This is a genomic window from Micromonospora sp. NPDC005257 (genome assembly GCF_042872445.1).
GTDB lineage: Bacteria > Actinomycetota > Actinomycetes > Mycobacteriales > Micromonosporaceae > Micromonospora.
This window is the reverse complement of record NZ_JBIAKL010000008.1, coordinates 140383-164591: the sequence shown is the minus strand read 5'-3', so window position 1 is coordinate 164591 and position 24209 is coordinate 140383. Positions and strand designations below refer to the sequence as shown.

Below are 24209 nucleotides of genomic sequence, written 5' to 3'. Positions count from 1 at the left end.
GCGACTGCGGGGCTCGCAACCCCGGCTCACTCCTCGCGCTCACAGTGCCGGCCTGGTTCGCGACTGCGGGGCTCGCAACCCCGGCTCACTCCTCGCGCTCACAGTGCCGGCCTGGTTCGCGACTGCGGGGCTCGCAACCCCGGCTCACTCCTCGCACTCACAGGGGAGTGACGTAGGCGCCGGTGATGCCGCCGTCGACGACGAACTGCGCGGCGGTCATGAACGACGCGTCGTCGCTGGCGAGGAACGCCACCGCGGCGGCGATCTCGGCCGGGTCGCCGAACCGGCCCATCGGCACGTGCACCAGCCGCCGGGCGGCCCGCTCCGGGTCCTTGGCGAACAGCTCCAGCAGCAGCGGCGTGGCCACCGGCCCGGGGCACAGCGCGTTGACCCGGATGCCCTCGCGGGCGAACTGCACACCCAGCTCCCGGGTCATCGCCAGCACCCCGCCCTTGCTCGCCGTGTACGCGATCTGCGACGTGGCCGCGCCCATCAGCGCCACGAACGAGGCGGTGTTGATGATCGAGCCCTTGCCCTGCCGGCGCATGTGCGGAATGACGTACTTGCAGCACAGGTAGACGCTCGTGGTGTTGACCCGCAGCACCCGTTCCCAGGCGTCCAGCCCGGTCTCCAGGATGGAGTCGTCGTCCGGCGGCGAGATGCCGGCGTTGTGGAACGACACGTCCACCCGGCCGTGCCGCTGCACCACCCCGTCGAACAGGTCGCGGACCGCCGTCTCGTCGGCCACGTCGGCGGCCACGAACTCCCCGCCCACCTCCTGCGCCGCCCGGGTGCCGGCGTCGGCGTCGATGTCCACGCAGACCACCCGGGCGCCTTCGGCGGCGAAGCGCCGTACGGTGGCCAGCCCGATGCCGCTGCCGGCGCCGGTCACGACCGCCACCCGGTCGGAAAGCCGTCCCTGCACTGTGATCACTCCTCGGTGCCGATGAACACGTTCTTGACGTCGGTGAAGGCGTGCAGCGCGTCCGGACCCAGCTCCCGGCCGAGGCCGGAGCGCTTCATCCCGCCGAACGGGGTCCAGTAGCGCACCGAGGAGTGCGAGTTGACGCTGAGGTTGCCGGACTCGACGGCGCGGGCCACCCGTACCGCCCGCCCGACGTCCCGGGTCCAGATCGAGCCGGAGAGCCCGTACTCGGTGTCGTTGGCGAGCCGGATCGCGTCCGCCTCGTCGTCGCACGGCAGCACCGAGACGACCGGGCCGAAGATCTCCTCCCGCCAGTGCCGGTCCGCCGGGGAGCCGGCGAGCAGCACCGTCGGGGCGTGCCAGAAGCCGGGGCCGTCGGGGCACGAGCCGGTGAAGGCCACGTCCGCCCCGTCGACGTACCCGGCGACCCGGTCCCGGTGCGCGGCCGAGATCAGCGGGCCCATCTCGGCGGTCTCCCGGGCCGGGTCCTCGACCCGGAACGCACGCACGGCCGGTTCGAGCAGTTCCAGGAACCTGTCGTACGCCTGGCGCTGGACCAGGATGCGGGAGCGGGCGCAGCAGTCCTGGCCGGCGTTGTCGAAGACCGCGTACGGCGCGGTGGCCGCCGCCTTCTCCAGGTCGGCGTCGGCGAAGACGATGTTCGCCGACTTGCCGCCCAGCTCCAGCGTCACCCGCTTCACCTGGGCGGCGCAGCCGGCCATGATCCGGGTGCCGACCTCGGTCGAGCCGGTGAAGCAGATCTTGCGGACCGCCGGATGGGTGACGAATCGCTCCCCCACCACGCTGCCCTGGCCGGGCAGCACCGTGAACACGCCCTCGGGCAGGCCGGCGTCGCGGGCCAGCTCGGCCAGGCGCAGCGCGGTGAGCGGGGTCAGCTCGGCCGGCTTCAGCACCACCGTGTTGCCGGCGGCGAGCGCCGGGGCGAACCCCCAGCCGGCGATCGGCATCGGGAAGTTCCACGGCACGATCACGCCGACCACGCCCAGCGGTTCGTGGAACGTGACGTCGAGCCCGCCCGGCACCGGGATCTGGTGTCCGGTCAGCCGCTCCGGCGCCCCCGCGTAGTAGTCGAGCACGTCGCGGACGTTGCCCGCCTCCCAGCGCGCGTTGCCGATGGTGTGCCCGGCGTTGCGCACCTCCAGCTGGGCCAGCTCCTCCAGGTGCGCGTCGACGGCGGCCGCGAACCGCCGCAGCAGCCGCCCCCGATCCCCCGGCGCCACCCGACGCCACGTCTCGAAGGCGGCGGAGGCCCGCGCGACAGCCGCATCCACGTCCTCGACGGAGCACCCCGCGACCTCCCCGATCCCGGCCCCGTCGACAGGCGAAATCACCTCACCCACGCGTCCCCCTCCCCCGTCGATCTTGCAGTTGGCGCCCCGGCAAAAGCCGCACAGCACCCCGGCCGAGGGCTGCAAGCACAAGATCGCCGGGACCGAGGTCGAGGGCTGGGGCGCACCGGAGAGGGAGCGGCGCGGCGTCAGAGGCGTTCGAAGCCACGGGTCAGCTCCCAGTCCGTCACCGCGGCGTCGAAGGCGGTCAGCTCGACCTTCGCCTGGTTGGCGTAGTGGTCGGCCACCTCGTCGCCGAACGCCTCCCGGGCCACGGCCGAGCGCTGCCACAGGTCCAGCGCCTCGCGCAGCGTGGTCGGCACCCGCTCGGCTTCCGGGTCGTCGTACGCGTTGCCGGTGCACTCGTCGGCCAGCTCCAGCTCGTTCTCGATGCCGTGCACCGCCCCGGCCACCAGCGCGGCGATCGCCAGGTACGGGTTCACGTCGGCTCCCGGCACCCGGTTCTCCACCCGCATCCCCTGCCCGTGCCCGACCAGCCGCAGCGCGCAGGTGCGGTTGTCGGTGCCCCAGCGCAACGCGGTCGGCGCGAACGAGCCGGGCTGGTAGCGCTTGTAGGAGTTGATGTTCGGCGCGAAGAACAGGCTGAACTCGCGCATGGTGGCCAGCAGACCGGCCAGCACCCGCTGCCCGGTGACGCTCAGGTGCGCCGGCCCGTCCCCCAGCATCGCCGACGAGCCCGAGGCGTCGCGCAGCGAGAAGTGGATGTGGCAGGAGTTGCCCTCCCGCTCGTTCGGCTTGGCCATGAACGTGATCGCCATGCCCTCCTGGGCGGCGATCTCCTTCGCGCCGTTCTTGTAGATGACGTGGTGGTCGGCGCAGCGCACCGCCTCGTCGTACCGGAACGCGATCTCGTGCTGGCCGAGGTTGCACTCGCCCTTCGCGCTCTCCGGGGTGAGCCCGGCGCCGGCCATCTCGGTGCGGATGCGGCGCAGCAGCGGCTCGACCCGGGCGGTGCCGAGCAGCGAGTAGTCGACGTTGTACTGGTTGGCCGGGGTCAGGTCGCGGTAGCCGCGCCGCCACGCCTCCTCGTACGAGTCGCGGTAGAGCACGAACTCCAGCTCGGTGCCGGCGTACGCGGTCAGCCCGTGCGCGGCCAGCCGGTCGAGCTGTTTACGCAGGATCTGCCGGGGCGAGGCCACCACCGGGCCGGAGCCGTCCAGCCACTCCAGGTCGGCAAGCAACAGCGCGGACCCGGGCTGCCAGGGTGTCCGGCGCAGCGTGTCCAGGTCCGGGCGCATGGCGAAGTCGCCGTAGCCGCGTTCCCAGCTCGACATCGCGTACCCGTCGACGGTGTTCATGTCGACGTCCACGGCGAGCAGGTAGTTGCAGCCCTCGCTGCCGTGCGAGACCACCTGGTCGAGGAAGTAGGGCGCGTGGAACCGCTTGCCCTGCAGTCGCCCCTGCATGTCGGTGAGGGCGAGCACCACCGTGTCGATCTCACCCTCGCCGACCGCGACGCGCAACTGTTCCAGCGTGAGCGGAGTCTTCCTCATCGACGCGCCTCCATCACCAAGGTCTACTGGCAGAACCGGATCACCGTCAATGCCCCCTGCGGCCACCGTCGCAAACGCGATCGGTCGAGGGCGGAAGCCCACCCGCCCCGTTGAGGTAGGTGAGAACGGCCAGGACGCGGCGGTGGCCGCTGTCGGTCACGGCGAGGCCCAGCTTGGTGAAGATGTTGCCGATGTGCTTGTGCACGCCGTTGTCGGTGATGACGAGCCGGTCGGCGATGGTGGTGTTGTCGTGTCCCTGGGCCATCAGCGCGAGCACCTCGCGTTCGCGGGGCGTGAGGACGGCGATGGGGTCCCGGCGGCGGGCGAGGAGTTGGGCGATGACCTCGGTGTCCATGGCGGTGCCACCGGCGGCCACCCGGCGCAGCGCGTCGACGAACTCGTCAACCCGGCTGACCCGATCCTTGAGGAGGTAGCCGACACCGCCGCCGGTGGTGGCAAGGAGTTCCGCGGCGTACTGCTGCTCGACGTACTGCGACAGCACCAGGACCGGCAGGTCGGGATGCTGTCGACGGGCCGTCAGGGCGGCCCGGATGCCCTCGTCGCGGAACGACGGCGGCAACCGGACATCGACTATGGCGACGTCCGGCCGGTGGTCCCGCACGGCGGTGAGGAAGCCCGCCGCGTCGCCCGCGATGGCGGCGGTGTCGAATCCGACGCTGTTGAGCAGCAGTTTCAGCCCGGTGGCCAGCAGCACGTTGTCTTCGGCGATCACGACCTGCACGGCAGCTCCATGGTGATCGTCGTCGGCCCGCCGGCCGGGCTGTCGACGTCGACGGCCCCGTCGAGCGCGAGCACCCGGCGACGGATTCCAGCCAGGCCGGTGCCGCCCCGGTCGTCGGCGCCGCCGACGCCGTTGTCGGTGATCGCCACCGACAACCGGTCGGCCCTGCGGATCACCGTGATGCCGGCCGCGGTCGCCCGGCTGTGCTTGGTGACGTTGGTGAGCGCCTCGGCGACGGCGAAGTAGACGACGGCCTCCACGGCCGCCGGTACGGTGTCGAGGTCGCCGACGTCCAGCCGGGTCGGCACGCCGCAGCGGGCCGTCACCGCGGTCAACGCACCGGTCAGGCCGCGGTCGGCGAGGATCGGCGGGTAGACGGTGCGGATCACCTCACGGAGTTCGGTCATCGCCTCCTCGGTTCCTTCGTGGGCGTCCCGGAGAAGATCCTCCAGGAGCTGCTCGTTCCGGGGGTTGTCGTACAGCACCCGTCGGGCCACGGCCAGCCGCATGGCGATGGCCACCAGCCGGGCCTGGGTGCCGTCGTGCAGGTCGCGCTCGATCCGGCGCAGCTCCGCGCCGTGCGCGTCGAGCACGTCCGCCCGGGTACGGGTCAACACGGCGACGCGGTCGGCGAGCTGTTCGGCCGTGGAGTGCGACAGCACCGCCAGACAGATCCGGGCGTGCGCGCGGGCGATCGGCGGCAGTGCCAGGTACGCCAGCGCCGCGAGCAGGAGCATCTGTAGGGGCCCGAGGGTGAGAGCCGACGTCCAGCCGGTCACCGGGATGTCGATGAACAGCCGGGGCCGTTCTTCCGGCGCGAACGCCCACCACAGTGGTGTGGCGACCGCGGCAGGCACGAGGTTGCCTACGCACAGCAGCGTGAGCAGGCCGAGCACCGTCCCGGTGAGGGCGTTCACCGGCAGCCAGAGCAGGTCGCGGAGCGTGGCCGGATCGGCCCAGGCCCGGCGGCCCGGCGCGGGCAGGGCGGGACGCGCCGTCAAGGGCGTCCCGAGCAGGCGGCCGGCTCGGCCCCGGTGCCAGTTCGCCCACCTCCGGGCGAGCCTCGGATGGCACAGCAGCGGCAGCGCGAGCAACGTCGCGACTCCGGTGGCCAGTGCCGCCAGCAGGAACACGGCGGCACGCCACACCTGCACCCACCGTCGTCCTGACGTCACAGCATGCCTTTCCGCGTACCGCCGGGGGCGGTGTCCCGGCCCGACGCCAAGTCTGCCCGGCGACTGCCGCCCGGGGCACTACAGGCAGCTGTACCTGAAATCCGGTGGTACGAGGTATCGGCCCGCGTCAACGCCGCTCCTAGCGTCGACGGCATGAGATCGAACAGCAGAAACCCCTCGCTACGACGAGTCGCGTTGGGTGCGGCGGCCGGACTTGTCGCCCTCGGGGTCACGGTCACCGGGCTCGGCCCCGCGGAAGGATCGGCGACCCGTCCGGGCCACCCGGACAGCAGGCTGCAACGGGACACCGACGCGATCCACGCCCTCGGGGTGACCGGCGTCCAAGCCCGGGTGACCGCCCCCCTCGGCCGGCACCTGGTCGCCACCAGCGGCGTCGCCGACCGTGCCACCGGACGCCCGGTGCCACCGACCGGACGCTTCCGGATCGCCAGCACCCGCAAGGCGTTCGAAGCCGTCGTCCTCCTCCAACTGGTCGAGGAGCACCGGCTGTCCCTCGACGACACCGTCGAGCGGTGGCTACCCGGCGTGGTCCGCGGCAACGGCAACGACGGCCACCGGATCACCGTGCGCCACCTCCTGCAGAACACCAGCGGCGTCCACGACGACCTGCCCGGCTACACCACACCCGAGGAATACCTCCAGCAGCGGTACGACGTCTACACACGCGAGCAACTCGTGGCGCGGGCGATGAACCACCGGCCGGACTTCGCGCCCGGAGCGGGCTGGAACTACTCCAACACCGGCTTCGTCCTGGCCGGCATGATCATCGAGCGGGCCACCGGCCGGTCGCTGCGACAGGAGGTCACCGACCGGATCGTCAGTCCGCTCGGCCTGCGCGACACCACCTGGCCCGGGACCTCGCCGTCCCTGCCCCGGCCGCACGCCCGGGCATATCAACTGTTCGAGACCGGTGAGCTGGTGGACGTCACCGAGCAGGTTCTGGTCGACCCGGACTCCATCGTCTCCAGCACCCGGGACCTCGACCGGTTCTTCCGGGCACTGCTGGGCGGCCGGCTGTTGCGCCCCGCACAACTGGCCGAGATGAGACGTACGGTCGGGATCAACGAGGACATCGGCGCGATCTGGCCGGGCGGCCGCTACGGGCTCGGCCTGGTCAGCCGCCCGCTGCCCTGCGGTGGCGTCTACTGGGGCCACGACGGCGGCGACGGCGGCTACATCACCGTCACCGGCGTCAGCGACGACGGCCGGCGCAGCGCCGTCGTGTCCATGTCCGCCTCGCTCGGCGACTCGCTGGACCACCTCCTCGGGCAGCAACGCGGCGCCGACACGCTGATCCAGAACGCGCTGTGCGGCCGGGTGTGACCGGACCAAGCCGCGTGCTGTGAACGAGAGCCCGACCGGCGAGCACGCCGGTCGGGCTCGTTTCGGCGGCAGGCGAGTGCCCAGCTCAGCCGCCGGAGCGGCATGGGCGTAGGCCGTCGAGGACGGCCGCGCCGTACTGCCGCACCTACGCTCCCAGGGCGCCGGCCACATCGTGCAGATGTCGAGCATCGCCGCGGGTGGCGCCCGGCGGCGCGCTCTGGGCCGCGACCAGCAACCGCGACGGCCGCGGCACCCCGACGGCCGGCGACGACCGCATCCTCCGCTTCCCGCTCACCCACCGCCGCCCCACGATCTGACCCCGGGGGTACGCGGACAGCGTCCCCGCGTCAGCCACGAACCCGCGCCCAGGCCAGGAAGCGGCCGTGCAGATCCGGCGCGTGGTCGGGATTCAGCCGGGCGAGGTGTTCCCGCGCTTCGGCCATCAGCCCGCCGAGATAGAGAAGCAGCGCGGTGCGGTTCTCCCGGTACTCGACGAGCAGCGACAGCCGGGCCGGCTGGCAGGGCCACTCCGCCCCGCAGTTGCGGCACCGCCAGAGCGGGCGCATAGGCAGGTGCGGAACCACGCGCCGGCCCATCACCGCAGCCGACGGGCGATCGCACGCGCCTCGTCGTCGGTGAGCGGAAGGAACCAGAAGAACCGCCTGACGATCTCGGGCGGTTCCGGCCCCTCGACGCGGCCACGCAGATCCCGGATCGCGCCGCGTACGAGGAACGCCATCATCCGGATGAGCGCAGCCGGATCGAGCTGATCTCGCGGAATGCGACGCAGGGTGGGACACGGCCACGGCTCCCGACAGCGCTCGCATTCCCAGTCCGGCTGGTACCCGACGTGCCCGATGGCGCTGAGGACACCGACCAGAGCCGTCACCAACGGCCCCCGTTCGCCCGCCACTCCTGCGCCCGTGTCAGACGACCGGGGCTGCCCGGGCGAACCGTGGGAAACACCCGGGTCGGCTCGCGCATCCACGCCGGCAGGTTGCTGCCGGGGTCGCGCTTCGGCAGGGTGGACAGCTCCCGGGTACGGCACCGGAACCATCGGACACGCACATCGGCCTCCTCGTTGTATGGAGGGGGCCGCCCGGCATCGTCGGGACCGGGCGGCCCCGGGCTGGAATCCGCCCGTGCTCGCCTGCGACGAGCGGATCCGCATGCGTGACAGTCTGGTGAGGACACCGCTACGGTCGGAAGGCATCGAGCCTGGTCACGGCGCACGAGTGAAGCACCGGGCCGGCCGGCAGATGTCGAATGAAGTTCACGCACGGACTGTGGAGGAACTGTGGAGGAACCGACCGCCGAGTTGATCCGTGCGCAGCTCCGCCGACTACGGAACGTTGCCGGTCTCAATCAGGAGGAATTCGGCCGGTTGGTCCACTACTCGCCGTCAATGGTGTCCGCCGTCGAAACCGGCAGCCGTCCGTACGACCGGCTCTTCTTGGCTCGTGCCGACGAGGTGCTGAACTCCGGCGGCCTGCTGGTGTCCCTGCTCAAGATGGCCGAACGCGAGGGCTTGCCGTCCTGGCTCCGACCATGGCTCGATGCCGAACGCAACGCTCGACAGCTTCGGTGCTTCCACCCGACTCTCATTCCAGCCCTGCTTCAGACGGAGAACTACGCCCGAGCGGTGATTCGCTGTGACGACCTACTCAGCGATGCCGACGTGGAGAGCCGCGTGGCAGCCCGTATGGATCGCCAGGAAGTCCTGCGGCAGCCATCTCCGCCCCAGCTCATCGCTGTACTCGACGAGGGAATGCTGCACCGCCGCGAAGAGAGCTTCCGCGGCCTGATGGCTCAGCAGATCGAGCACCTGGTCGTCTGTGCCGAGCGCCCGCACATCAGTATCCACGTGCTTCCACTACAGGTCGGGTTGCACATCGGCTTGTCCGGTCCGTTCACTCTGGCGAGAGGCGCGGAGGGCGGTTGGGTCGCCAGTATGGAATGCCAGCTCACCACGAGCGTGATCGACGGCGACGCCGACGTGGCTACGCTTCAGTCGAGATGGGAGATGATCCGGAGTGAAGCTTTGCCCCGCCGGCAGTCTCTCGAACTTCTGAAAGAGGTGGAGACGTCATGGATTTGAGCGGCGCGACCTGGCGAAAGGCGACCCGGAGCGGCAACACCGACTGCGTCGAGGTGGCTGACAACCTGACGGAAGTGGTGCTGGTACGCGACAGCAAGGACCGCGACGGCGCCACCCTCCACCTCACCCCGTCCTCGTGGCGGTCCTTCATCGCACTGGCCAAGCAGATCGGGCCTGCGACCTGACCGACAAGCCGTCGCCGAGATCTCCGGACGGCCCAATACTCACATCGGCTGGACCCAGGCGGCTCGCCACTGGGGGGACGGGTCCGCCCCGAGGCTGGTCCAGTACTCCCGGCCCTCGGCGATCCTCCCGTCGCGCACGGTCCAGAACGAGGCGACCCGGAACACACCCACCCCCTCGTGCGGCACCTCCACCTCGGACACGACCGTGTCGCCCGCCGCCACCACCCGCAGCACCCGGATCGACCAGCCCTCCGGGTACTCGGCGTTGATCCTCACGTAGTCGTCCCGGCCCACGATCCGCTCGGCGCTGACCGGCCACTCCACCACCACGTCCTCGGCCAGCAGCTCGCCGACGCCGGTCCAGTCCCGGGCCTGCATGCGCTCCCACAGCGTGCGTACCACCGCATCCGTCTCCATCGCCGGATCATGGCAGTACCCACCGACAGCTACGACGGCTCGGCGGGTTCCGGCTCCGGTTCGGACTGCTCGACGGTGCGGCGCGGGCCGGTGAACCACTTGCGGGCAGAGGCGTACCACCAGATGCCGACGGCGAGCAGCACGCCGCCGATCGCGATGGGCGCGTAGTTGACAGCCGTCCAGCTGAAGTCGGGGTTGCCGGGCACGCCGGCCGGGACGATCGGCAGCACGAAGTAGATCGAGATGACGGCGATCTCGACCACCGCGATCCAGCCGAGCAGCTTGTAGCGGCGGCCGAGCGTCCACGGGCCGGGGGTGAACCGGTCGCCCATCCGCAGCCGGAGGAAGATCGGGATGATGAAGGACAGGTACAGCCCGATCACCGCCACCGACACCACCGCGTAGAACGCCACCGGGATGCCGCCGCGCTGGTAGAGCGCGGGCAGCGTGAGCACCAGCCCGGCCAGCGTCGCCCCGATGATGGCCTTGACCGGCGTGCCGTTGCGATCGACGGTCGACCAGAGCCGCCAGCCCGGCACCGCCCGGTCGCGGCTGAACGCGTACGCCATCCGCGACATCGACGTCACGCAGCTCATCCCGCAGAAGAACTGCCCGATGGTGGAGATGATGATGACGGCCTTGAAGAAGAACGGCGTCAGCGCGGTCTCGAAGATGGCCCCGGAGAAGCCGCCCGCCTCGTTTATCGCGTCCACGTCGGTCGCCGCGAACAGGAACGCCAGCAGCAGGATCCAGCCGCCCACCGCCGAGTAGAAGATCGACCGCCACAGCCCTTGCGCGGCGGCCTTGGAGGCGCCGCGCGTCTCCTCGGAGACGTGCGCGCAGGCGTCGAAACCGGTGATCGTGTACTGCGTCAGCAGGAAGCCCAGCGGCAGCACGTAGAACCAGAACGCCAGCCCGCCGGTGTCGCCGTCACCGAAGCCGGAGTTGTTGAACCGCTCGGTGAAGACGAACCGGAAGCTCTGGTGGTCGTCCGGGACCAGGACCAGGATCAGCACCACGACGGCCGCGCCGGCCACGTGCCACCAGACCGAGACGTTCTGGAGTACGTCGATGACGCGGTGCCCGTAGATGTTGATCAGCCCGTGCAGCGCGAGGATCACCACGAACAGCCCGAACGTCTGGTGCCCGGTGCCGGCCCAGCCGTCGAAGAGCGCCGACAGCGTCAGGTTGAGGAACGTGGCGCAGCCGTAGTCGACAGACGCGGTCACCGCGACCAGCCCGATCAGGTTGAGCCAGCCGGTGAACCAGCCGTGCACCGGCCGGCCCATGGTCGCCGCCCACCAGTAGATCCCGCCCGCCGTCGGGTACGCCGACACCAGCTCGGCCATGCAGAGCCCGATGATCAGGATGAACAGCGAGATCAGCGGCCAGCCCCAGGAGATCGCCACCGGGCCGCCGTTGTTCCACGCCTGGCCGAACGTGGTGAAGCAGCCGGCCAGGATCGAGATGATGGAGAACGAGATCGCGAAGTTGGAGAAGCCGCTCCACTTGCGGCGCAGCTCCTGTTTGTAGCCGAGTTCGGCGAGTCGCCGGGCGTCGTCGTCCATCGGCTGCTCGGCGGTCGGCGCGGGCGTCGTGGCCACTGCACACCTCCTCGAGGCGATGCTCGTGCGAGTGCTCGCAGTGTGCTCCCGGCCGATCAAGCCGGTCAATACGTACTCCCGTAATTACGTTGTGGCCGGATTCCACCGCGGGCATCATTGTGGGCGTGACCAGGCCCGACCCGACGGGCCGGCACCGGGCGCTCGGCAACGTCCGGTCCGCGGCGGCGCGCGGTGTCCACCTCTCTCTCACTGATGTACGGCGATCGGCCGTACCCTCCGGACACCCCGCGCCGCCGCACCTCTAGACGAACAGCAACCCCGCGCCCCACAGCGCGGCGATCATCAGGCCGGCGGTGAGCTCCAGGACCATCGACAGGCCGGCCGCCTTGAGCGCCTGCACGGTGGCCGGCCAGGCCAGGCGGGTGTCGCCGAGCCGCAGCCGCTCGGCGCCGAAGATCCCGCCGACGAAGCCGATCGGCAGCCCGACCACCGGGATGACGAAGAACCCGACCACGCCCAGCAGCCCGCCGGCCAGCAACGACATGGCGGGCACCCCGGTCCGCTTCAGGTTGCGGCCGGGCCAGAGGTACTTGAGCACGGTGCCGCCGGCGGCGATCACGGTGGCGCCGGCGAGCACCACCCAGCGGCCCGGCCCGGCGTCGCCGAACAGCGTCCACACCAGCACGCCGCCCCAGCACAACGGCAGCGCCGGCAGCCCCGGCACCACCACCCCGGCCAGGCCGGCGACGATCGCCAGCGCGGCGACCACGGACACCACGGCCTGCGCATCGGTGAGGCTCACGGTGCTCCCTTACCCACCCAGGCGGGCGCGGATGCCGTCGGCGGGCATGGGGGCGCCGAACAGCCGGCCCTGCCCGGTGTCGCAGCGCAGCGCCCGCAGCCGTTCGGCCTGCACCTCGGTCTCCACCGCCTCGGCCGTCACCGACAGCTCCAGCGCGTGCGCCAGCCGGACCAGCGCGTCCACGATCCGCTCGTCCCGGTGGTCGGCGACCTCGTCCCCGCCGTCACCCCTTATCCCCTCGACGAACGGGCCCGCCAGCTTCACGCAGTGGATCGGCAGCCGCCGCAGGTACGCCAGGTTCGAGTAGCCGGTGCCGAAGTCGTCGATGGCCAGCCGCAGCCCGAGGCCGGCGAGCTGGTGCAGCGTGCGCAGCGGCTCACCGGCGCTGCCCATGACGGCGCTCTCGGTCAGCTCCAGCTGCAACAGCTCGGCGGGCAGGCCGGTGTGCTGCAACGCCTCGGCAACCGTCTCCACGATGGTCGGGTCGTCGGCCTGCCGGGCGGCCAGGTTGACGCTGACCACCGGTGTGGTGTCCGGGTACGCGCGCCGCCACGACTCGGCGTCGCGGCACGCCTGGCGCAGCACCCAGGCGCCGAGCCGGACGATCAGCCCGGTCTCCTCGGCCAGCCCGATGAACCGGTCCGGCCCGATCAGCCCCAGCTCCGGGTGCTGCCAGCGCACCAGCGCCTCGACCGCCACCATCGTGCCATCCAGCAGCGACACGATCGGCTGGTAGTGCAGCACGAACTCGCCCCGGTCCAGCGCGGCGGGCAGGTTGGCGGCCAGCGCGGAGCGGGCGATGTCGGCGGCGCTGCGCTCCGGGTCGTACACCGCCCAGCGCCCCCGGCCCTCCGCCTTGGCCCAGTAGAGCGTGGTGTCGGCGGCCTTCATCAGCTCACCGGCGCTGGTCTCGGCCGTCGGGCAGTCCACGATGCCGATGCTGGCCGACACGGCGAGCTGCTGGTCGCCGACGTGCACCGGCGCCGAGACGGCGGCCAGGGCCAGCTCGGCGACCTCGACCGCGTCGTCGATGCCGCCGTCGGAGTCGACCAGGATGACGAACTCGTCGCCGCCCATCCGGGCCACCAGGTGGCCACGCCCGGCCACGCAGTCGCTGAGCCGGCGGGCGATCACCTTGAGCAGCCGGTCGCCCAGGTCGTGACCGAGGCTGTCGTTCACCGCCTTGAAGCCGTCCAGGTCGATGAAGCAGAGCCCGACGCGCTGGTCCGGGCCCGCGGCGTCGAAGACCGCGCCCAGCTCCTCGAAGAACAGCGTCCGGTTGGGCAGGCCGGTCAGCGGGTCGTGCAGCGCCTGGAAGCGCAGCCGCTGCTGCAACTCGTACCGCTCGGTGATGTCCTCCACCATCGCCACCGTGAACCGGGGCCGGCCGTCGTCGTGCCGGACGAGCGAGACCGCGAGGTCGGTCCAGACCACGCTGCCGTCCTTGCGGTAGTAGCGCTTCTCCACCCGGGCGCTGTCCCGCTTGCCCTCGATCAGCTCCTGGTACAGCTCCCACATCCCGGCCGCGTCGTCGGCATAGGCCAACGCCGACACGTTCATCCGCCGCATCTCCGCGACGGTGTAGCCGAGCATGTCCGCGAAGGACTGGTTGACCTCGATGATCTGCCCGTCGACCCCGGCGATGCCGATGCCGATGACGGCGCCCGTGAAGACCGCCCGGAAGCGGGCCTCGCTGTCCCGCAGCGCCTGCTCGACGGTGTCCCGGGCCTGCCAGGCGGACCGGGCGATCCGCTCCTGCTGGCTGAACACCCGGTCGCGCAGCGCGCGGGCGAATCCGGCGGCGAACGCGCCCTGGAGCAGAGCGATCCGCTCGCGCAGCTCGGGCGACTCCGTCCGCGACGGCAGCACCCACTGCAGGAACCGGTCACCGAGCGCCTGCACCGACCAGTCGAGCACGCCGGGCTCGGTGAGATGCGCCTCGACCAGGGCACGCCCCACCTCCTCCGCCGGGCAGGCGGAGAAGGTGGGGGCGAGCAGGGCCTCGCCGAGCCGCTCGGTGAGCGGCACCAGCAGGCGCTCGGTCTCGGCTGCGCTCAGCGGCACGAACCCGATGCGGCGCACCGCGCGAGCCCACTCGGCGGCGTACGCGGCGGCGCCGGGCCGGCTGACGTCTCCCCCGTCGCTGTCCGGGGCGCGCACGGGCTCAGCCGTCGGCGCGGTCGTGCCGGGCCACGCCGCCGAAGGCGCCGAACCGCTCCGGGTGCTCGTCCACGTCCGACGGCGCGTCGGGCCGCCACAGCGGCATGTGCACCACGCCCGGTTCGAGGATCGTCCAGTCGCCGAAGAAGCCGGTGATCTCGGCCCGCGAGCGCAGCGTGATCTCGGTGGCGGTACGCGCCGACAACCGCTGCGCGTCCAGCATCTCCTGCGGCTGATCCTCGAACGTGGAGTGGGAGATGACCAGGTAGCTGCCGGGCGCGGCGGCGGCGCGCAGCGTGGCCAGGATGTCGGCCGGGCGGTCGGCGTCCGGCACGAAGTGCACCACGCCGGCGAGCAGGATGCCCAGCGGCCGGTCGAAGTCGATCAGGCCGCTGGCGCGGGCGTGCTCCAGGATCAGCTTCGGCTCGCGCAGGTCGGCCAGGACCGCCGTGGCCCGGTCGTTGCCGGCGAGCAGCTCGTGGCTGTGCGCCACGGCGACCGGGTCGATGTCCACGTAGACGATGCGGGCGTCCGGGTCGGCGGCCTGGGCGACCTCGTGCACGTTGCCCACGGTGGGGATGCCGGAGCCGATGTCGAGGAACTGGTCGATGCCGGCGTCGAGCAGCACCCGTACGGCCCGGCGCAGGAACTCCCGCCCGGAGCGCATGGTGGCGGCCAGGTTCGGCGTCATGGCCGCGATCTGTTCGGCGAGCTGCCGGTCGATCTCGAAGTTGTGCGCCCCACCGAGGAAGTAGTCGTAGACCCGGGCGGCGCTCGGCCGGGTCAGGTCGATCTCGGTGGGCAGGCTCTCCGGCGTCTGCATCGCTCGGTCCCCCAGGTCGTCGTCCGCCGTCGATGGCGGATCATGTGGTCCAGACCACTCTAGGCCGGTACGGCCAGGTACGGGAGATCCACTGGAGGCGATGCTGCGCCGCTGTCAGGCGTCCGACTCCAGCAGCAGCGAGATGCCCTGTCCGACGCCGACGCACATGGTCGCCAGCGCCCGCCGGCCGCCCCGGCGGCGCAGCTCCAGCGCGGCGGTCAACGCCAGCCGGGCGCCGCTGGCGCCGAGCGGGTGACCGAGCGCGATCGCCCCGCCGCCCGGGTTGACGTGCTCGGCGTCCTCCGGCAGGCCCAGCTCGCGCAGCACCGCCACCGACTGCGCGGCGAACGCCTCGTTCAGCTCGATCACGTCCACGTCGGCCAGCGACAGGCCGGCGCGGTCGAGCAGCTTCCGGGTCGCCGGGACGGGCCCGATGCCCATGATCCGTGGCGGTACGCCGGCCGACGCGGCGCCGCGTACCCGGGCCAGCGGGGTGAGGCCGTAGCGTTCGACGGCGGCCGCGGAGGCGACGAGCAGCGCGGCGGCGCCGTCGTTGACGCCGGAGGAGTTGCCGGCGGTCACCGTGCCGCCCTCGCGGAACGGGGTGGGCAGCGCGGCCAGCTTCGCAAGCGACGTCTCGCGCGGGTGCTCGTCGGCCTCGACCAGCTTCGTCTCGCGCTTGCCGGCCGGCACCGTCACCGGGACGATCTCCTCGGCCAGCCGGCCGTCGGCCTGCGCCCTGGCGGCCCGCTGCTGCGACCGGTACGCGAAGGCGTCCTGCGCGGCCCGGTCCACGCCGAACTCGGCCGCCACGTTCTCCGCCGTCTCCGGCATCGAGTCGACGCCCCAGCCCTTGCGCATCAGCGGGTTGACCAGCCGCCAGCCGATGGTGGTGTCGTACACCTCGGCGGTCCGGGCGAACGGCGTGGCCGCCTTCGGCATGACGAACGGCGCGCGGCTCATGCTCTCCACGCCGCCGGCCACCACCAGGTCGGCATCTCCGGCGACGATCGCGCGGGCGGCGCAGGCGAGCGCGTCCAGACCGGAGCCGCAGAGCCGGTTGACGGTGCTGCCCGGCACCTCGTCGGGCAGGCCGCCGAGCAGCGCGGCCATCCGGGCCACGTTGCGGTTGTCCTCGCCGGCCTGGTTGGCGCAGCCCAGGATCACGTCGTCGGTACGCGCCCAGTCGACCGAGGGGTGGCGGGCCACCAGCTCGCGGATGACGTGCGCGGCCAGGTCGTCCGGACGGACCCCGGCCAGGGCGCCGGCGTACCGGCCGATCGGGGTGCGGACTCCGGCAACGAGATAGGCCACTGACATCGCGCGTACGTCCTTCGGGGGTGGGAAGGGGTCGGTCGGCGGGTCGCGGGGGTACCCGGCGCCAGGATATCCGTGACCGGAGCGGATAGGTTTGCCGCATGTCCGGGGCCCAGTTCAGCGCAGAGACAAGCGGCGGCGGCGCGTTCGTCCGCCAGCCCAACCGGTTCACCGGCCGGGTCACCCCGCACTCCACGTCACCGGAGGGCGGCGGGCCGGACGAACAGGGGCGCTGGCCGCTGGAAGCCGGCCGCTACCGGCTGATCTGGTGCCGGGCCTGCCCGTGGGCGCACCGGGCCCGGATCGTGCGCGGCCTGCTCGGCCTGGACGAGGTGATCTCGCTGGGCACCGTCGACCCGATCCGGGACGAGCGGGGCTGGCGGTTCGCGCTCGACCCGGACGGCTTCGATCCGGTGCTCGGCATCGGCTTCCTGTCCGAGGCGTACCTGTCCACCGACCCGGAATACACCGGCCGGGTGACGGTGCCGGCGCTCGTGGACACGCTCACCGGACGAGTGGTCACGAACGACTATCCGCAGCTCACGCTGGACTTCTCCACCGAGTGGCGGCGGTTCCACGCGCCGGACGCGCCGGATCTGTACCCGGTCGAGTTGCGCCCGGAGATGGACGCGCTGATGGCGGAGATCCACCGGGACGTCAACAACGGCGTCTACCGGTGCGGCTTCGCCACCTCTCAGGAGGCGTACGACGAGGCGTTCACCACGCTGTTCGCCCGCCTCGACGCGCTGAGCGAGCGGCTGTCCGGTCGGCGCTACCTGATGGGCGACGCGATCACCGAGGCGGACGTGCGCCTGTTCACCACGCTGGTGCGCTTCGACGTGGCATACCACGGCCACTTCAAGTGCAACCAGCGCAAGCTCACCGAGATGCCGGTGCTGTGGGCGTACGCGCGGGACCTGTTCCAGACGCCGGGCTTCGGCGAGACGGTGGACTTCGACCACATCAAGCGGCACTACTACGCCACCCACGACATGATCAACCCGACCCGGATCGTGCCGCTGAGTCCGGATCTGTCCGGCTGGACCACCCCGCACGGACGTGGCTGAGGACACCGGCCGCCGGATCGCCGCCGCGTTCGCCGCCGTCTGCCTGGCCGCCGGCGTGACAGCGGTGACGATCACGGTGGTCGTCGGCCCCGTTCCCGGCCCCGCCGCGTACGTCAGTGAAGCCGGTGTCACCGACAGCGGGTACGCCGGGGCGTACCGGATCGGGATCTTCTCGGTGGCCGCGTCGCTGCTGCTGCTCGCCGGGGCGCTGCCGCCGGGGGTGCGGGCGGCGGCCGGGCTGCTCGGCGTCGGCGCGGTCGCCACGGTGCTCTCCGGCGCCGTCACGTGCAGCGAGGGCTGCCCGCTGCCGCCGTTCGAGGCGACCACGGTGGCCGACCTGGTGCATGGCGGTGCGAGCATCGCGGCGACCGCCGCGGTGGTGCTCGCCATGCTGGCGCTGCTGTTCTCCCCGGCGGCGGACGTGGGGCTGCGGCGGATCGCCGCGGTCGGCGCGGCGGTGGCGCTGCCGGTGGCCGCCGTGGTAGCGGCGGCACTGCTCCTGGTCGGGCGCAGCGCGCTGCTCGGGGTGTCGGAACGGGTGCTGCTGGTCGTGGTCGCCGCCTGGGGACTGGTCACCGCCGGTTACCTGGCTGTAAGGAGCCTCACCGGCGACGGTCCTTCCGTTCCCACCCAGGACGGGAGTAACGTGTCGCGACGATGACCAATGTCTGGTGCCTCACCGAGCGCCTGTACGTCGATCTGCGACGGCAGGCCAGCGGCGTCTGTCCGGCGTAGCTCCACGCCCTGACGCCCGCCTTCCCTCTCCAGACCCTGGACCCGTCCTCATGACCTCCGCCCTGCGCAGAATTCCCTTCTCCGTCCAGATCCTGCTCGGCCTCGTGCTGGGCGTGGCGCTCGGTTTCCTCGCCCGCGCCGCCGACCTCGCCTGGCTGACCAGCACGCTCGACACCGTCGGCGGCCTCTTCGTCCAGTTGCTCAAGCTCGCCGTGCCGCCGCTGGTCTTCACCGCCATCGTGGTCAGCGTGGTGAGCCTGCGCAGCGTCGCCAACGCCGCCCGGCTCGCCGTCAAGACGCTGCTCTGGTTCGCCGTCACCGCGCTCATCGCGGTGAGCATCGGCATCGGTCTCGGCCTGCTCACCGACCCCGGCCGGGGCGTGAACCTGGACCCGGCCGGCGCCACCGCGCCGAAGACCACCGGCTCCTGGATCGACTTCCTCACCGGCATCGTGCCGACCAACCCGGTCGGCGCGTTCGTCGAGGGCAACGTCCTGCAGATCGTCTTCCTCGCCCTGGTGGTGGGCGCCGCCGCGCTGCTGGTCGGCGACGCCGCCGAGCCGTTCGTGGCGCTCAACCGCTCGCTGCTGTCGATCGTGCAGAAGGCGCTCTGGTGGGTCATCCGGCTCGCCCCGATCGGCACGCTCGGCCTGATCGGCAACGCCGTCGCCTCGTACGGCTGGGACCTGCTCGCCCCGCTCGCGAAGTTCACCACAGCCGTCTACGTCGGCTGCGCGCTGGTGCTGTTCGTGGTCTACCCGGTGCTGCTGGCGGTGGCCGGCAAGCTCAACCCGCTGCGCTTCTTCGCCGGCGCCTGGCCCGCCATCGAGCTGGCCTTCGTCTCCCGCTCCTCGGTGGGCACCATGCCGGTGACCCAGCGCTCGGTCGAGCGCCTCGGCGTCCCCCGCGAGTACGCCTCCTTCGCGGTGCCGTTCGGCGCCACCACGAAGATGGACGGCTGCGCCGCCATCTACCCGGCGCTCGCCGCGATCTTCGTGGCGCAGGTGTTCGGTGTGAACCTCGGCGTCACCGACTACCTGCTGATCGCGTTCGTCTCGGTGGTCGGCTCGGCCGCCACCGCCGGCCTGACCGGCGCGATCGTCATGCTGACGCTGACCCTGAGCACGCTGGGCCTGCCGCTGGCCGGGGCGGGCCTGCTGCTGGCCATCGACCCGATCCTGGACATGATCCGCACCGCCACCAACGTGGCCGGGCAGGCGGTGGTGCCGACCATCGTGGCCGCCCGGGAGGGCACGCTCGACCGGGCCGCGTACGACTCGGCCGGCAAGCGCGACCTGATCGAGCCCGCCGAGACCGAGCGGCTCGACCCCGTACCCGCCTGATCCACACTCCTTCGGGTGCGTCTCCCACCGGAGGCGCACCCGAAGCCATGACCGGAGGATCCGAGAATGAGCGCCCTGTTCACCCCGCTGGCCCTGCGCGGCGTCACCCTGCCCAACCGGATCGCGCTGGCGCCCATGTGCCAGTACAGCGCCGGGCCCGACGGCCTGCCCACCGACTGGCACCGCGTCCACCTGGGTTCCCGCGCGGTCGGCGGCGCCGGCCTGGTGATCACCGAGGCGACAGCCGTGGTGCCCGAGGGCCGGATCAGCCCGCAGGACACCGGGCTCTGGTCCGGCGCGCACGTCGACGCGTGGCGGCCGATCACCGCCTTCGTCGCCGGCCACGGCGCGGTCCCGGCCGTGCAGCTCGCGCACGCCGGGTTCAAGGCGTCCACGTACCGGCCGTGGGCGTCGGCGCGCGGCGGCGTGCCGGACGCCGAGGGCGGCTGGACCCCGGTCGGGCCGGGTGACCAGCCGTTCGTGCCGGAGTACCGCACGCCGACCGCGCTGGACGAGGCGGGCATCGCCGCGGTGGTGGACGCCTTCGCCACCGCCGCCGGGCGGGCGCTGGACGCCGGGTTCGCCGCCGTGGAGATCCACGCCGCCCACGGCTACCTGCTGCACGAGTTCCTCTCCCCGCTGACCAACCGGCGCACCGACGGCTACGGCGGCGACCGCGCCGCCCGGATGCGGCTCACGCTGGAGGTGGCCCGCGCGGTACGCGCCGCGGTGGGCGAGTCGGTGCCGGTGCTGACCCGGATCTCCGCGACCGACTGGACCGACGACGGCTGGACCGTCGAGGACAGCGTGGTGCTCGCCGGGGAACTGGCCGCCGCCGGTGTCGACCTGGTGGACACCTCCTCCGGAGGCGCGGCGGTCCAGGCGTCCATCCCGGTCGGACCCGGCTACCAGGTGCCGCTGGCGGCCCGGATCCGCCGCGACGCCGGAGTGCCGACCGGCGCGGTGGGCCTGATCGTCGAGCCCGAGCAGGCCGAGCAGATCGTGGCCGGCGGCGAGGCGGACCTGGTGCTGCTGGGCAGGGAACTGCTGCGCGACCCGTACTGGCCGCACCGCGCCGCCGCCAAGCTCGGCGCCACCCCCACCTGGCCCAACCCGTACACCCGGGCGCTCTGACCGCCCGGAGGCCCGGGCGGTCAGCCGGCCAGGTGGTTCCAGCGGGGTTCCAGGTCGGCCCAGGTGCCCTGGTCGGCGACGGTGCCGTCGATCAGCACCACCACGTGGTCGGCCCGGACCAGCGCGGCCCGCTTGGCGGTCGAGCCGACCACGGTCACCCCGTACTCGCGCAGCGCCGCCCACAACGCCAGCTCCGTGCTGACGTCCAGCGCCGACGACACGTCGTCGGCCACCAGCAGCTCGGTACGCGGAGCGAGCGCGCGGGCCAGCGCCAGCCGCTGGAGCTGGCCGCCGGACAGCCGGGTGCCCTTGTGCCCGATCAGCAGCCCGAGCCCGCCACCGGCCGCGGCCAGGTCGTGTTCGAGCTGCGCGGTCGAGACCGCCCCGGCGGCGTCCACCTGATGGCCGAGCGCGATGTTGTCGGCCACCGTGCCGGAGAGCACCCGGGGCAACTGGCCCACGTACCCGACCTGGTTGGGACGCAGGAACATCTCCGGCTCGGTGACCGGGTCGCCGTTCCAGCGCAGCTCGCCGACGTGGTGCACGATCCCGGCGAGCGCGCGCAGCAGCGACGACTTGCCGGACCCGACCGGGCCGACGACGAGCACCAGCTGCCCGCGCTCGACCACCAGGTCGACGTCGCGGACGGCGAGCATGCCGTCGGAGTGCAGCGCGCCGAAGCCGGACAGCTCCAGGCGGCGCAGCGGGTGCCGGGGCGGCGGCTCGGGCGCGGGCGCGGTGCCCGCCACCAGGTCCAGCCCGGGCACCGGCGCCGCGTACACGGCCGCGCCGGTCATCGCCACCGTCCGCTTCGTCCACACCCGCGCCGACGGGTACTGCGAGACCAGTGACGCGGTGGTCCACGCGAACCAGCGGGCCGCGCCCAGGGTGGAGACGGCCACCAGCGTGGCGCCGGCGGACAGCCCGCCTGTCAGATAGAGCGCCCACGCGCCGATCGGCAGCAGGCCGCTGGCGACCGCTGGGGTGGACCGGGCCCACACCTGCATGGCGATCTCGCGGCGCTGCCGCTCGCTGCGTACCTCGTCCAGCCGGGCGAGGTGACGCAGCACCGGGCGGGTGGCGCCGGCCAGCTTCACCGTCCGGGCGGCGGACAGCGCGGAGACCAGCGCGGTGGCGAACGCGGCGCGCGCCTTCACCGTGCCGGCCGCGGTGCGTTCCAGCCGGGGCCCGAACAGCGTCGCCGCCAGCCCGGAGACCACCATCGTGCCGACGAAGAACAACGCCGGTACGAGACTGCCGGTCACCAGCGTCATGGTGACCACGATGACCAGCGAGATGAACTGGTCCATCAGGTTGTCGGCGAGGTGCACCACCCGGTCGGTGTCGCCGCCCTGGGCCACCACCTCGGCCGGGGTGTGCCCGCTGACCCGTCGCGCGCCGGTCTGCCCGTGCACCAGCCGGGCGCTGATCCGCAGCATCTGCCGGATCCACCACTGCGGGAACCACAGGTTGGTCAGGTACGGCAGCGGCAGCACCACGAGCAGCGCGGCCACGATGCCCAGCGCCGGCAGCCACGGGTCGCCGCCGCCGACCAGGTCGGCCCAGAGCCAGGGCAGCACCGCGCCGTCCATCCCGAGCACCGTCATCACGATGAACAGGCCGACCGAGATCAGGCCGTACCGGGGGTCGTTGAAGCCCAGCCGGAGGATCTCGCGCATGGTCCGCGCGGGGGGCGGGGGCGGCGCCGGTGGCGGGTCGGCGCGCGGCACGGCGACCGGCCGCGTCGCGGTGGCGGCCGGCGTGGCGGGCGCGTCGTCCCAGGCGGGCGCGTCGAGCAGGTCCACGCCGCCGCGCCGGGTGCCCACCCCGGAGTACGCACCGGCGTGGCTGGTGGCGAGTAGCTCGGCGAAGCGGGCGGACTCGCGCAGCGGACCGGCCTCCAGCACGGCCCCGTCGGCCATCACCACCACCTCGTCGCAGCGGCGCACCGAGGAGAGCCGGTGCGCGATGACGATGCCGATCCGGTCGGTGAGCAGCCTTTCGGTGGCCTCGCGTACCCGGTTCTCGGTGACCGGGTCGAGCCGCGCGGTGGCCTCGTCGAGGATCACCACGTGCGGGTCTCGGACCAGGATGCGGGCGAACGCGACGAGCTGTTCCTGCCCGGCGGAGAGCACGTAGCCGCCGTCGCCGAGCCGGGTGTGCACGCCGTCGGGCAGCTCGGCGATCCAGGCGGTCAGGCCCAGCTCGGCCAGCGCCCGTTCGGCGGCGTCCAGCAGCTCCGGGTCGAACAGCGCCACGTTCTCGGCCATCGTGCCGGCCAGGATCTCGGTGCGCTGCGGCACCACCGCGATCCACCGGCGCAGCTCCTCGACGTCCAGGTCGACCAGGTCGGTGCCGCCGAGGAAGACCGTGCCGCGCGGCACCTCCACCGCCCGGGTGAGCACCTTGGCCAGCGTCGACTTGCCCGAGCCGGTACGCCCGACCAGCGCGTACGAGCGGCCCCGGACGAAGTCGAGGTGCACGTCGCGCAGCGCCGGCCCACGGTCGTCCCCGCCAGCCGGGTAGCGGTAGGTGAGCCCGCGGACGGTCAGGTCGCCGTCGACAGGGGCGGCCCCGCCGTCCGGTTCCTGTGGCGACCCGGCGAGCAGTTGCACCCGGCCCCACGCGCCGAACGCCTGCTGCAGGTGCGGCACCCAGCGGGCGATGTGCTCGACCGTCGCGCCGAACGCGATGGTCAGCAGCCAGATCGCGGTGAGCCGGGCGGCGTCGACGCGGCCGGTGGCGAGCGCCCACGCGCCGCCCAGCACCACACCGGCGACGCCGACCCGGACCGCGCCGGCGGCGATCGAGGTGACCCGGGCGGAGAGCCGGAACACCCGGACGCACCGGGCGATCACCTCGGCCGCGCGGCGGGCGTAGAGGCGCAGCACGTACGGCCGGGCGAGGCTGGTGCGCACGTCGTCCTGCCCGTGCACCGCCTCCTCCATCACTGCCGCGAGGTCGGACCACGCCTCCTCCTCGGCCATCCGGGCCGGGGCGATCCGGGCGGTCGGGCGGCGCAGCGTCACCGCGAGCAGGGCGGTGAGCAGGATCATGCCGACGCCCGCGGGCCACCAGACGATGAGGGCGCTGACCGCCGAGAGGGCGCAGACCGCGAGGCCCTGCGCCAGCCGTACGCCGGTGTTCCGCATCTCGGCGGCTACCTGGTAGACGTCGTTGTCGATCCGGTCGAGCAGTTCGCCGACCGGTGTGGTCTCCAGGGTGGACAGGTCCTGGCCGAGCGCGACCCGGCAGAGCCGCCGCCGCACGTCGGCCGACCAGTCGGCGGTGAGCCGGGCCATGATCAGGCCGATCAGCAGGTCGGTGACGACAGCGGCGACGAGCGCCACCGCGAGCACGACGAACCAGCCGGACGAGCGGTGCACCAGCACCGGCCCGGCCAGCGCGGAGGCCGCCGCCTGACCACCGGCGCCCAGCACGATCAGCAGCAGGACCGCCGCCATCCGCCGGGGCGCCGTGGCCCAGAGATCTCGGAGCAGGCGCATGGAGGTCC

At 72.5% G+C, this 24209-nt stretch carries 21 protein-coding genes; 7 read left to right on the top strand and 14 right to left on the bottom strand.

The annotated features are described in order from the left end of the window. Positions 1-157 precede the first annotated feature (157 nt). The 5 genes from ACFYO8_RS18545 to ACFYO8_RS18525 form a co-directional block, all read right to left on the bottom strand. Positions 158-925, bottom strand: coding sequence for a 3-oxoacyl-ACP reductase (locus ACFYO8_RS18545; protein WP_121685892.1), 768 nt, complete (start codon positions 923-925; stop codon positions 158-160). Between the two features lie 5 nt (positions 926-930). Then, on the bottom strand, positions 931-2277 hold the full coding sequence (locus ACFYO8_RS18540; RefSeq protein WP_387187516.1) for an aldehyde dehydrogenase family protein: 1347 nt from the start codon (positions 2275-2277) through the stop codon (positions 931-933). A gap of 146 nt (positions 2278-2423) precedes the next feature. Then, a complete protein-coding gene (locus ACFYO8_RS18535; protein ID WP_354865676.1) occupies positions 2424-3788 on the bottom strand; it encodes a glutamine synthetase family protein in 1365 nt (454 codons plus the stop codon). A gap of 46 nt (positions 3789-3834) precedes the next feature. Then, positions 3835-4530 carry a response regulator transcription factor gene (locus ACFYO8_RS18530; protein WP_354865678.1) on the bottom strand — a complete coding sequence of 232 codons (696 nt, stop codon included), beginning with the start codon at positions 4528-4530 and terminating at the stop codon, positions 3835-3837. Next, the gene (locus tag ACFYO8_RS18525) at positions 4518-5684 is read right to left on the bottom strand and encodes a histidine kinase (protein WP_354865680.1); all 1167 of its coding nucleotides are present in this window, start codon (positions 5682-5684) and stop codon (positions 4518-4520) included. The genes ACFYO8_RS18530 and ACFYO8_RS18525 overlap by 13 nt, the downstream gene beginning before the upstream one ends. Positions 5685-5858: 174 nt before the next feature. On the opposite strand from ACFYO8_RS18525, the gene ACFYO8_RS18520 reads away from it, so the two are divergent. Further along, positions 5859-7049 (top strand): serine hydrolase domain-containing protein, encoded by a 1191-nt coding sequence (locus tag ACFYO8_RS18520; protein WP_354865682.1) that lies wholly within the window; start codon positions 5859-5861, stop codon positions 7047-7049. A 347-nt stretch (positions 7050-7396) separates the two neighbouring features. Here ACFYO8_RS18520 and ACFYO8_RS18515 read toward each other — a convergent pair whose 3' ends face one another. Beyond that, positions 7397-7645, bottom strand: a complete 249-nt coding sequence (locus tag ACFYO8_RS18515; protein WP_184683135.1) for a flavin reductase — start codon at positions 7643-7645, stop codon at positions 7397-7399. Then, positions 7645-7791, bottom strand: a complete 147-nt coding sequence (locus tag ACFYO8_RS18510; RefSeq protein ID WP_260412869.1) for a hypothetical protein — start codon at positions 7789-7791, stop codon at positions 7645-7647. Before ACFYO8_RS18510 ends, ACFYO8_RS18515 begins: the two co-directional genes overlap by 1 nt. A gap of 555 nt (positions 7792-8346) precedes the next feature. Between ACFYO8_RS18510 and ACFYO8_RS18505 the strand changes: the two genes are divergently transcribed. Both ACFYO8_RS18505 and ACFYO8_RS18500 read left to right on the top strand, forming a co-directional pair. Next, positions 8347-9147, top strand: coding sequence for a helix-turn-helix transcriptional regulator (locus ACFYO8_RS18505; RefSeq protein WP_013474421.1), 801 nt, complete (start codon positions 8347-8349; stop codon positions 9145-9147). Continuing rightward, positions 9138-9332, top strand: coding sequence for a DUF397 domain-containing protein (locus ACFYO8_RS18500; RefSeq protein ID WP_184683131.1), 195 nt, complete (start codon positions 9138-9140; stop codon positions 9330-9332). Before ACFYO8_RS18505 ends, ACFYO8_RS18500 begins: the two co-directional genes overlap by 10 nt. A 39-nt stretch (positions 9333-9371) precedes the next feature. Here ACFYO8_RS18500 and ACFYO8_RS18495 read toward each other — a convergent pair whose 3' ends face one another. The 6 genes from ACFYO8_RS18495 to pcaF all read right to left on the bottom strand — a co-directional run bounded on the left by ACFYO8_RS18495 (position 9372) and on the right by pcaF (position 16419). Further along, positions 9372-9749 (bottom strand): nuclear transport factor 2 family protein, encoded by a 378-nt coding sequence (locus ACFYO8_RS18495; RefSeq protein ID WP_354865689.1) that lies wholly within the window; start codon positions 9747-9749, stop codon positions 9372-9374. Positions 9750-9778: 29 nt separating this feature from the next. Next, positions 9779-11353, bottom strand: a complete 1575-nt coding sequence (locus tag ACFYO8_RS18490) for an amino acid permease (RefSeq protein WP_354865691.1) — start codon at positions 11351-11353, stop codon at positions 9779-9781. A gap of 262 nt (positions 11354-11615) precedes the next feature. Then, entirely contained in the window at positions 11616-12116 is a 501-nt protein-coding gene (locus ACFYO8_RS18485; RefSeq protein ID WP_387257354.1) for a DUF456 domain-containing protein, read from the bottom strand. Between the two features lie 9 nt (positions 12117-12125). Next, on the bottom strand, positions 12126-14276 hold the full coding sequence (locus ACFYO8_RS18480) for an EAL domain-containing protein (protein WP_354865695.1): 2151 nt from the start codon (positions 14274-14276) through the stop codon (positions 12126-12128). Between the two features lie 4 nt (positions 14277-14280). After that, on the bottom strand, positions 14281-15099 hold the full coding sequence (locus ACFYO8_RS18475; protein ID WP_354865697.1) for an SAM-dependent methyltransferase: 819 nt from the start codon (positions 15097-15099) through the stop codon (positions 14281-14283). 114 nt (positions 15100-15213) lie between these two features. Further along, entirely contained in the window at positions 15214-16419 is a 1206-nt protein-coding gene (pcaF, locus tag ACFYO8_RS18470; protein WP_354865699.1) for a 3-oxoadipyl-CoA thiolase, read from the bottom strand. Between the two features lie 98 nt (positions 16420-16517). Here pcaF and ACFYO8_RS18465 point away from each other — a divergent pair, with 98 nt between their 5' ends. The 4 genes from ACFYO8_RS18465 (at position 16518) to ACFYO8_RS18450 (ending at position 20695) form a co-directional block, all read left to right on the top strand. After that, positions 16518-17483: a glutathione S-transferase C-terminal domain-containing protein gene (locus ACFYO8_RS18465; RefSeq protein WP_354865701.1), complete on the top strand. Its 966-nt coding sequence runs from the start codon at positions 16518-16520 to the stop codon at positions 17481-17483. Further along, positions 17476-18144, top strand: a complete 669-nt coding sequence (locus ACFYO8_RS18460; protein ID WP_354865702.1) for a DUF998 domain-containing protein — start codon at positions 17476-17478, stop codon at positions 18142-18144. The genes ACFYO8_RS18465 and ACFYO8_RS18460 overlap by 8 nt, the downstream gene beginning before the upstream one ends. Before the next feature lie 136 nt (positions 18145-18280). Beyond that, entirely contained in the window at positions 18281-19561 is a 1281-nt protein-coding gene (locus ACFYO8_RS18455; protein WP_387257376.1) for a dicarboxylate/amino acid:cation symporter, read from the top strand. 66 nt (positions 19562-19627) lie between these two features. Continuing rightward, the gene (locus tag ACFYO8_RS18450) at positions 19628-20695 is read left to right on the top strand and encodes an NADH:flavin oxidoreductase/NADH oxidase (protein WP_354865704.1); all 1068 of its coding nucleotides are present in this window, start codon (positions 19628-19630) and stop codon (positions 20693-20695) included. A gap of 20 nt (positions 20696-20715) precedes the next feature. Here ACFYO8_RS18450 and ACFYO8_RS18445 read toward each other — a convergent pair whose 3' ends face one another. Further along, positions 20716-24201, bottom strand: coding sequence for an ABC transporter ATP-binding protein (locus ACFYO8_RS18445; protein WP_354865706.1), 3486 nt, complete (start codon positions 24199-24201; stop codon positions 20716-20718). Positions 24202-24209: the final 8 nt, after the last annotated feature.

Bases quoted from the DNA above. Each gene is read 5' to 3' on its own strand.
- ACFYO8_RS18535 (WP_354865676.1), bottom strand. From the start codon at position 3,788: ATGAGGAAGACTCCGCTCACGCTGGAACAGTTGCGCGTCGCGGTCGGC.
- ACFYO8_RS18500 (WP_184683131.1), top strand. From the start codon at position 9,138: ATGGATTTGAGCGGCGCGACCTGGCGAAAGGCGACCCGGAGCGGCAAC.
- ACFYO8_RS18475 (WP_354865697.1), bottom strand. From the start codon at position 15,099: ATGCAGACGCCGGAGAGCCTGCCCACCGAGATCGACCTGACCCGGCCG.
- ACFYO8_RS18520 (WP_354865682.1), top strand. From the start codon at position 5,859: ATGAGATCGAACAGCAGAAACCCCTCGCTACGACGAGTCGCGTTGGGT.
- ACFYO8_RS18465 (WP_354865701.1), top strand. From the start codon at position 16,518: ATGTCCGGGGCCCAGTTCAGCGCAGAGACAAGCGGCGGCGGCGCGTTC.
- ACFYO8_RS18445 (WP_354865706.1), bottom strand. From the start codon at position 24,201: ATGCGCCTGCTCCGAGATCTCTGGGCCACGGCGCCCCGGCGGATGGCG.
- ACFYO8_RS18450 (WP_354865704.1), top strand. From the start codon at position 19,628: ATGAGCGCCCTGTTCACCCCGCTGGCCCTGCGCGGCGTCACCCTGCCC.
- ACFYO8_RS18510 (WP_260412869.1), bottom strand. From the start codon at position 7,791: ATGATGGCGTTCCTCGTACGCGGCGCGATCCGGGATCTGCGTGGCCGC.
- pcaF (WP_354865699.1), bottom strand. From the start codon at position 16,419: ATGTCAGTGGCCTATCTCGTTGCCGGAGTCCGCACCCCGATCGGCCGG.
- ACFYO8_RS18495 (WP_354865689.1), bottom strand. From the start codon at position 9,749: ATGGAGACGGATGCGGTGGTACGCACGCTGTGGGAGCGCATGCAGGCC.
- ACFYO8_RS18515 (WP_184683135.1), bottom strand. From the start codon at position 7,645: ATGGGCCGGCGCGTGGTTCCGCACCTGCCTATGCGCCCGCTCTGGCGG.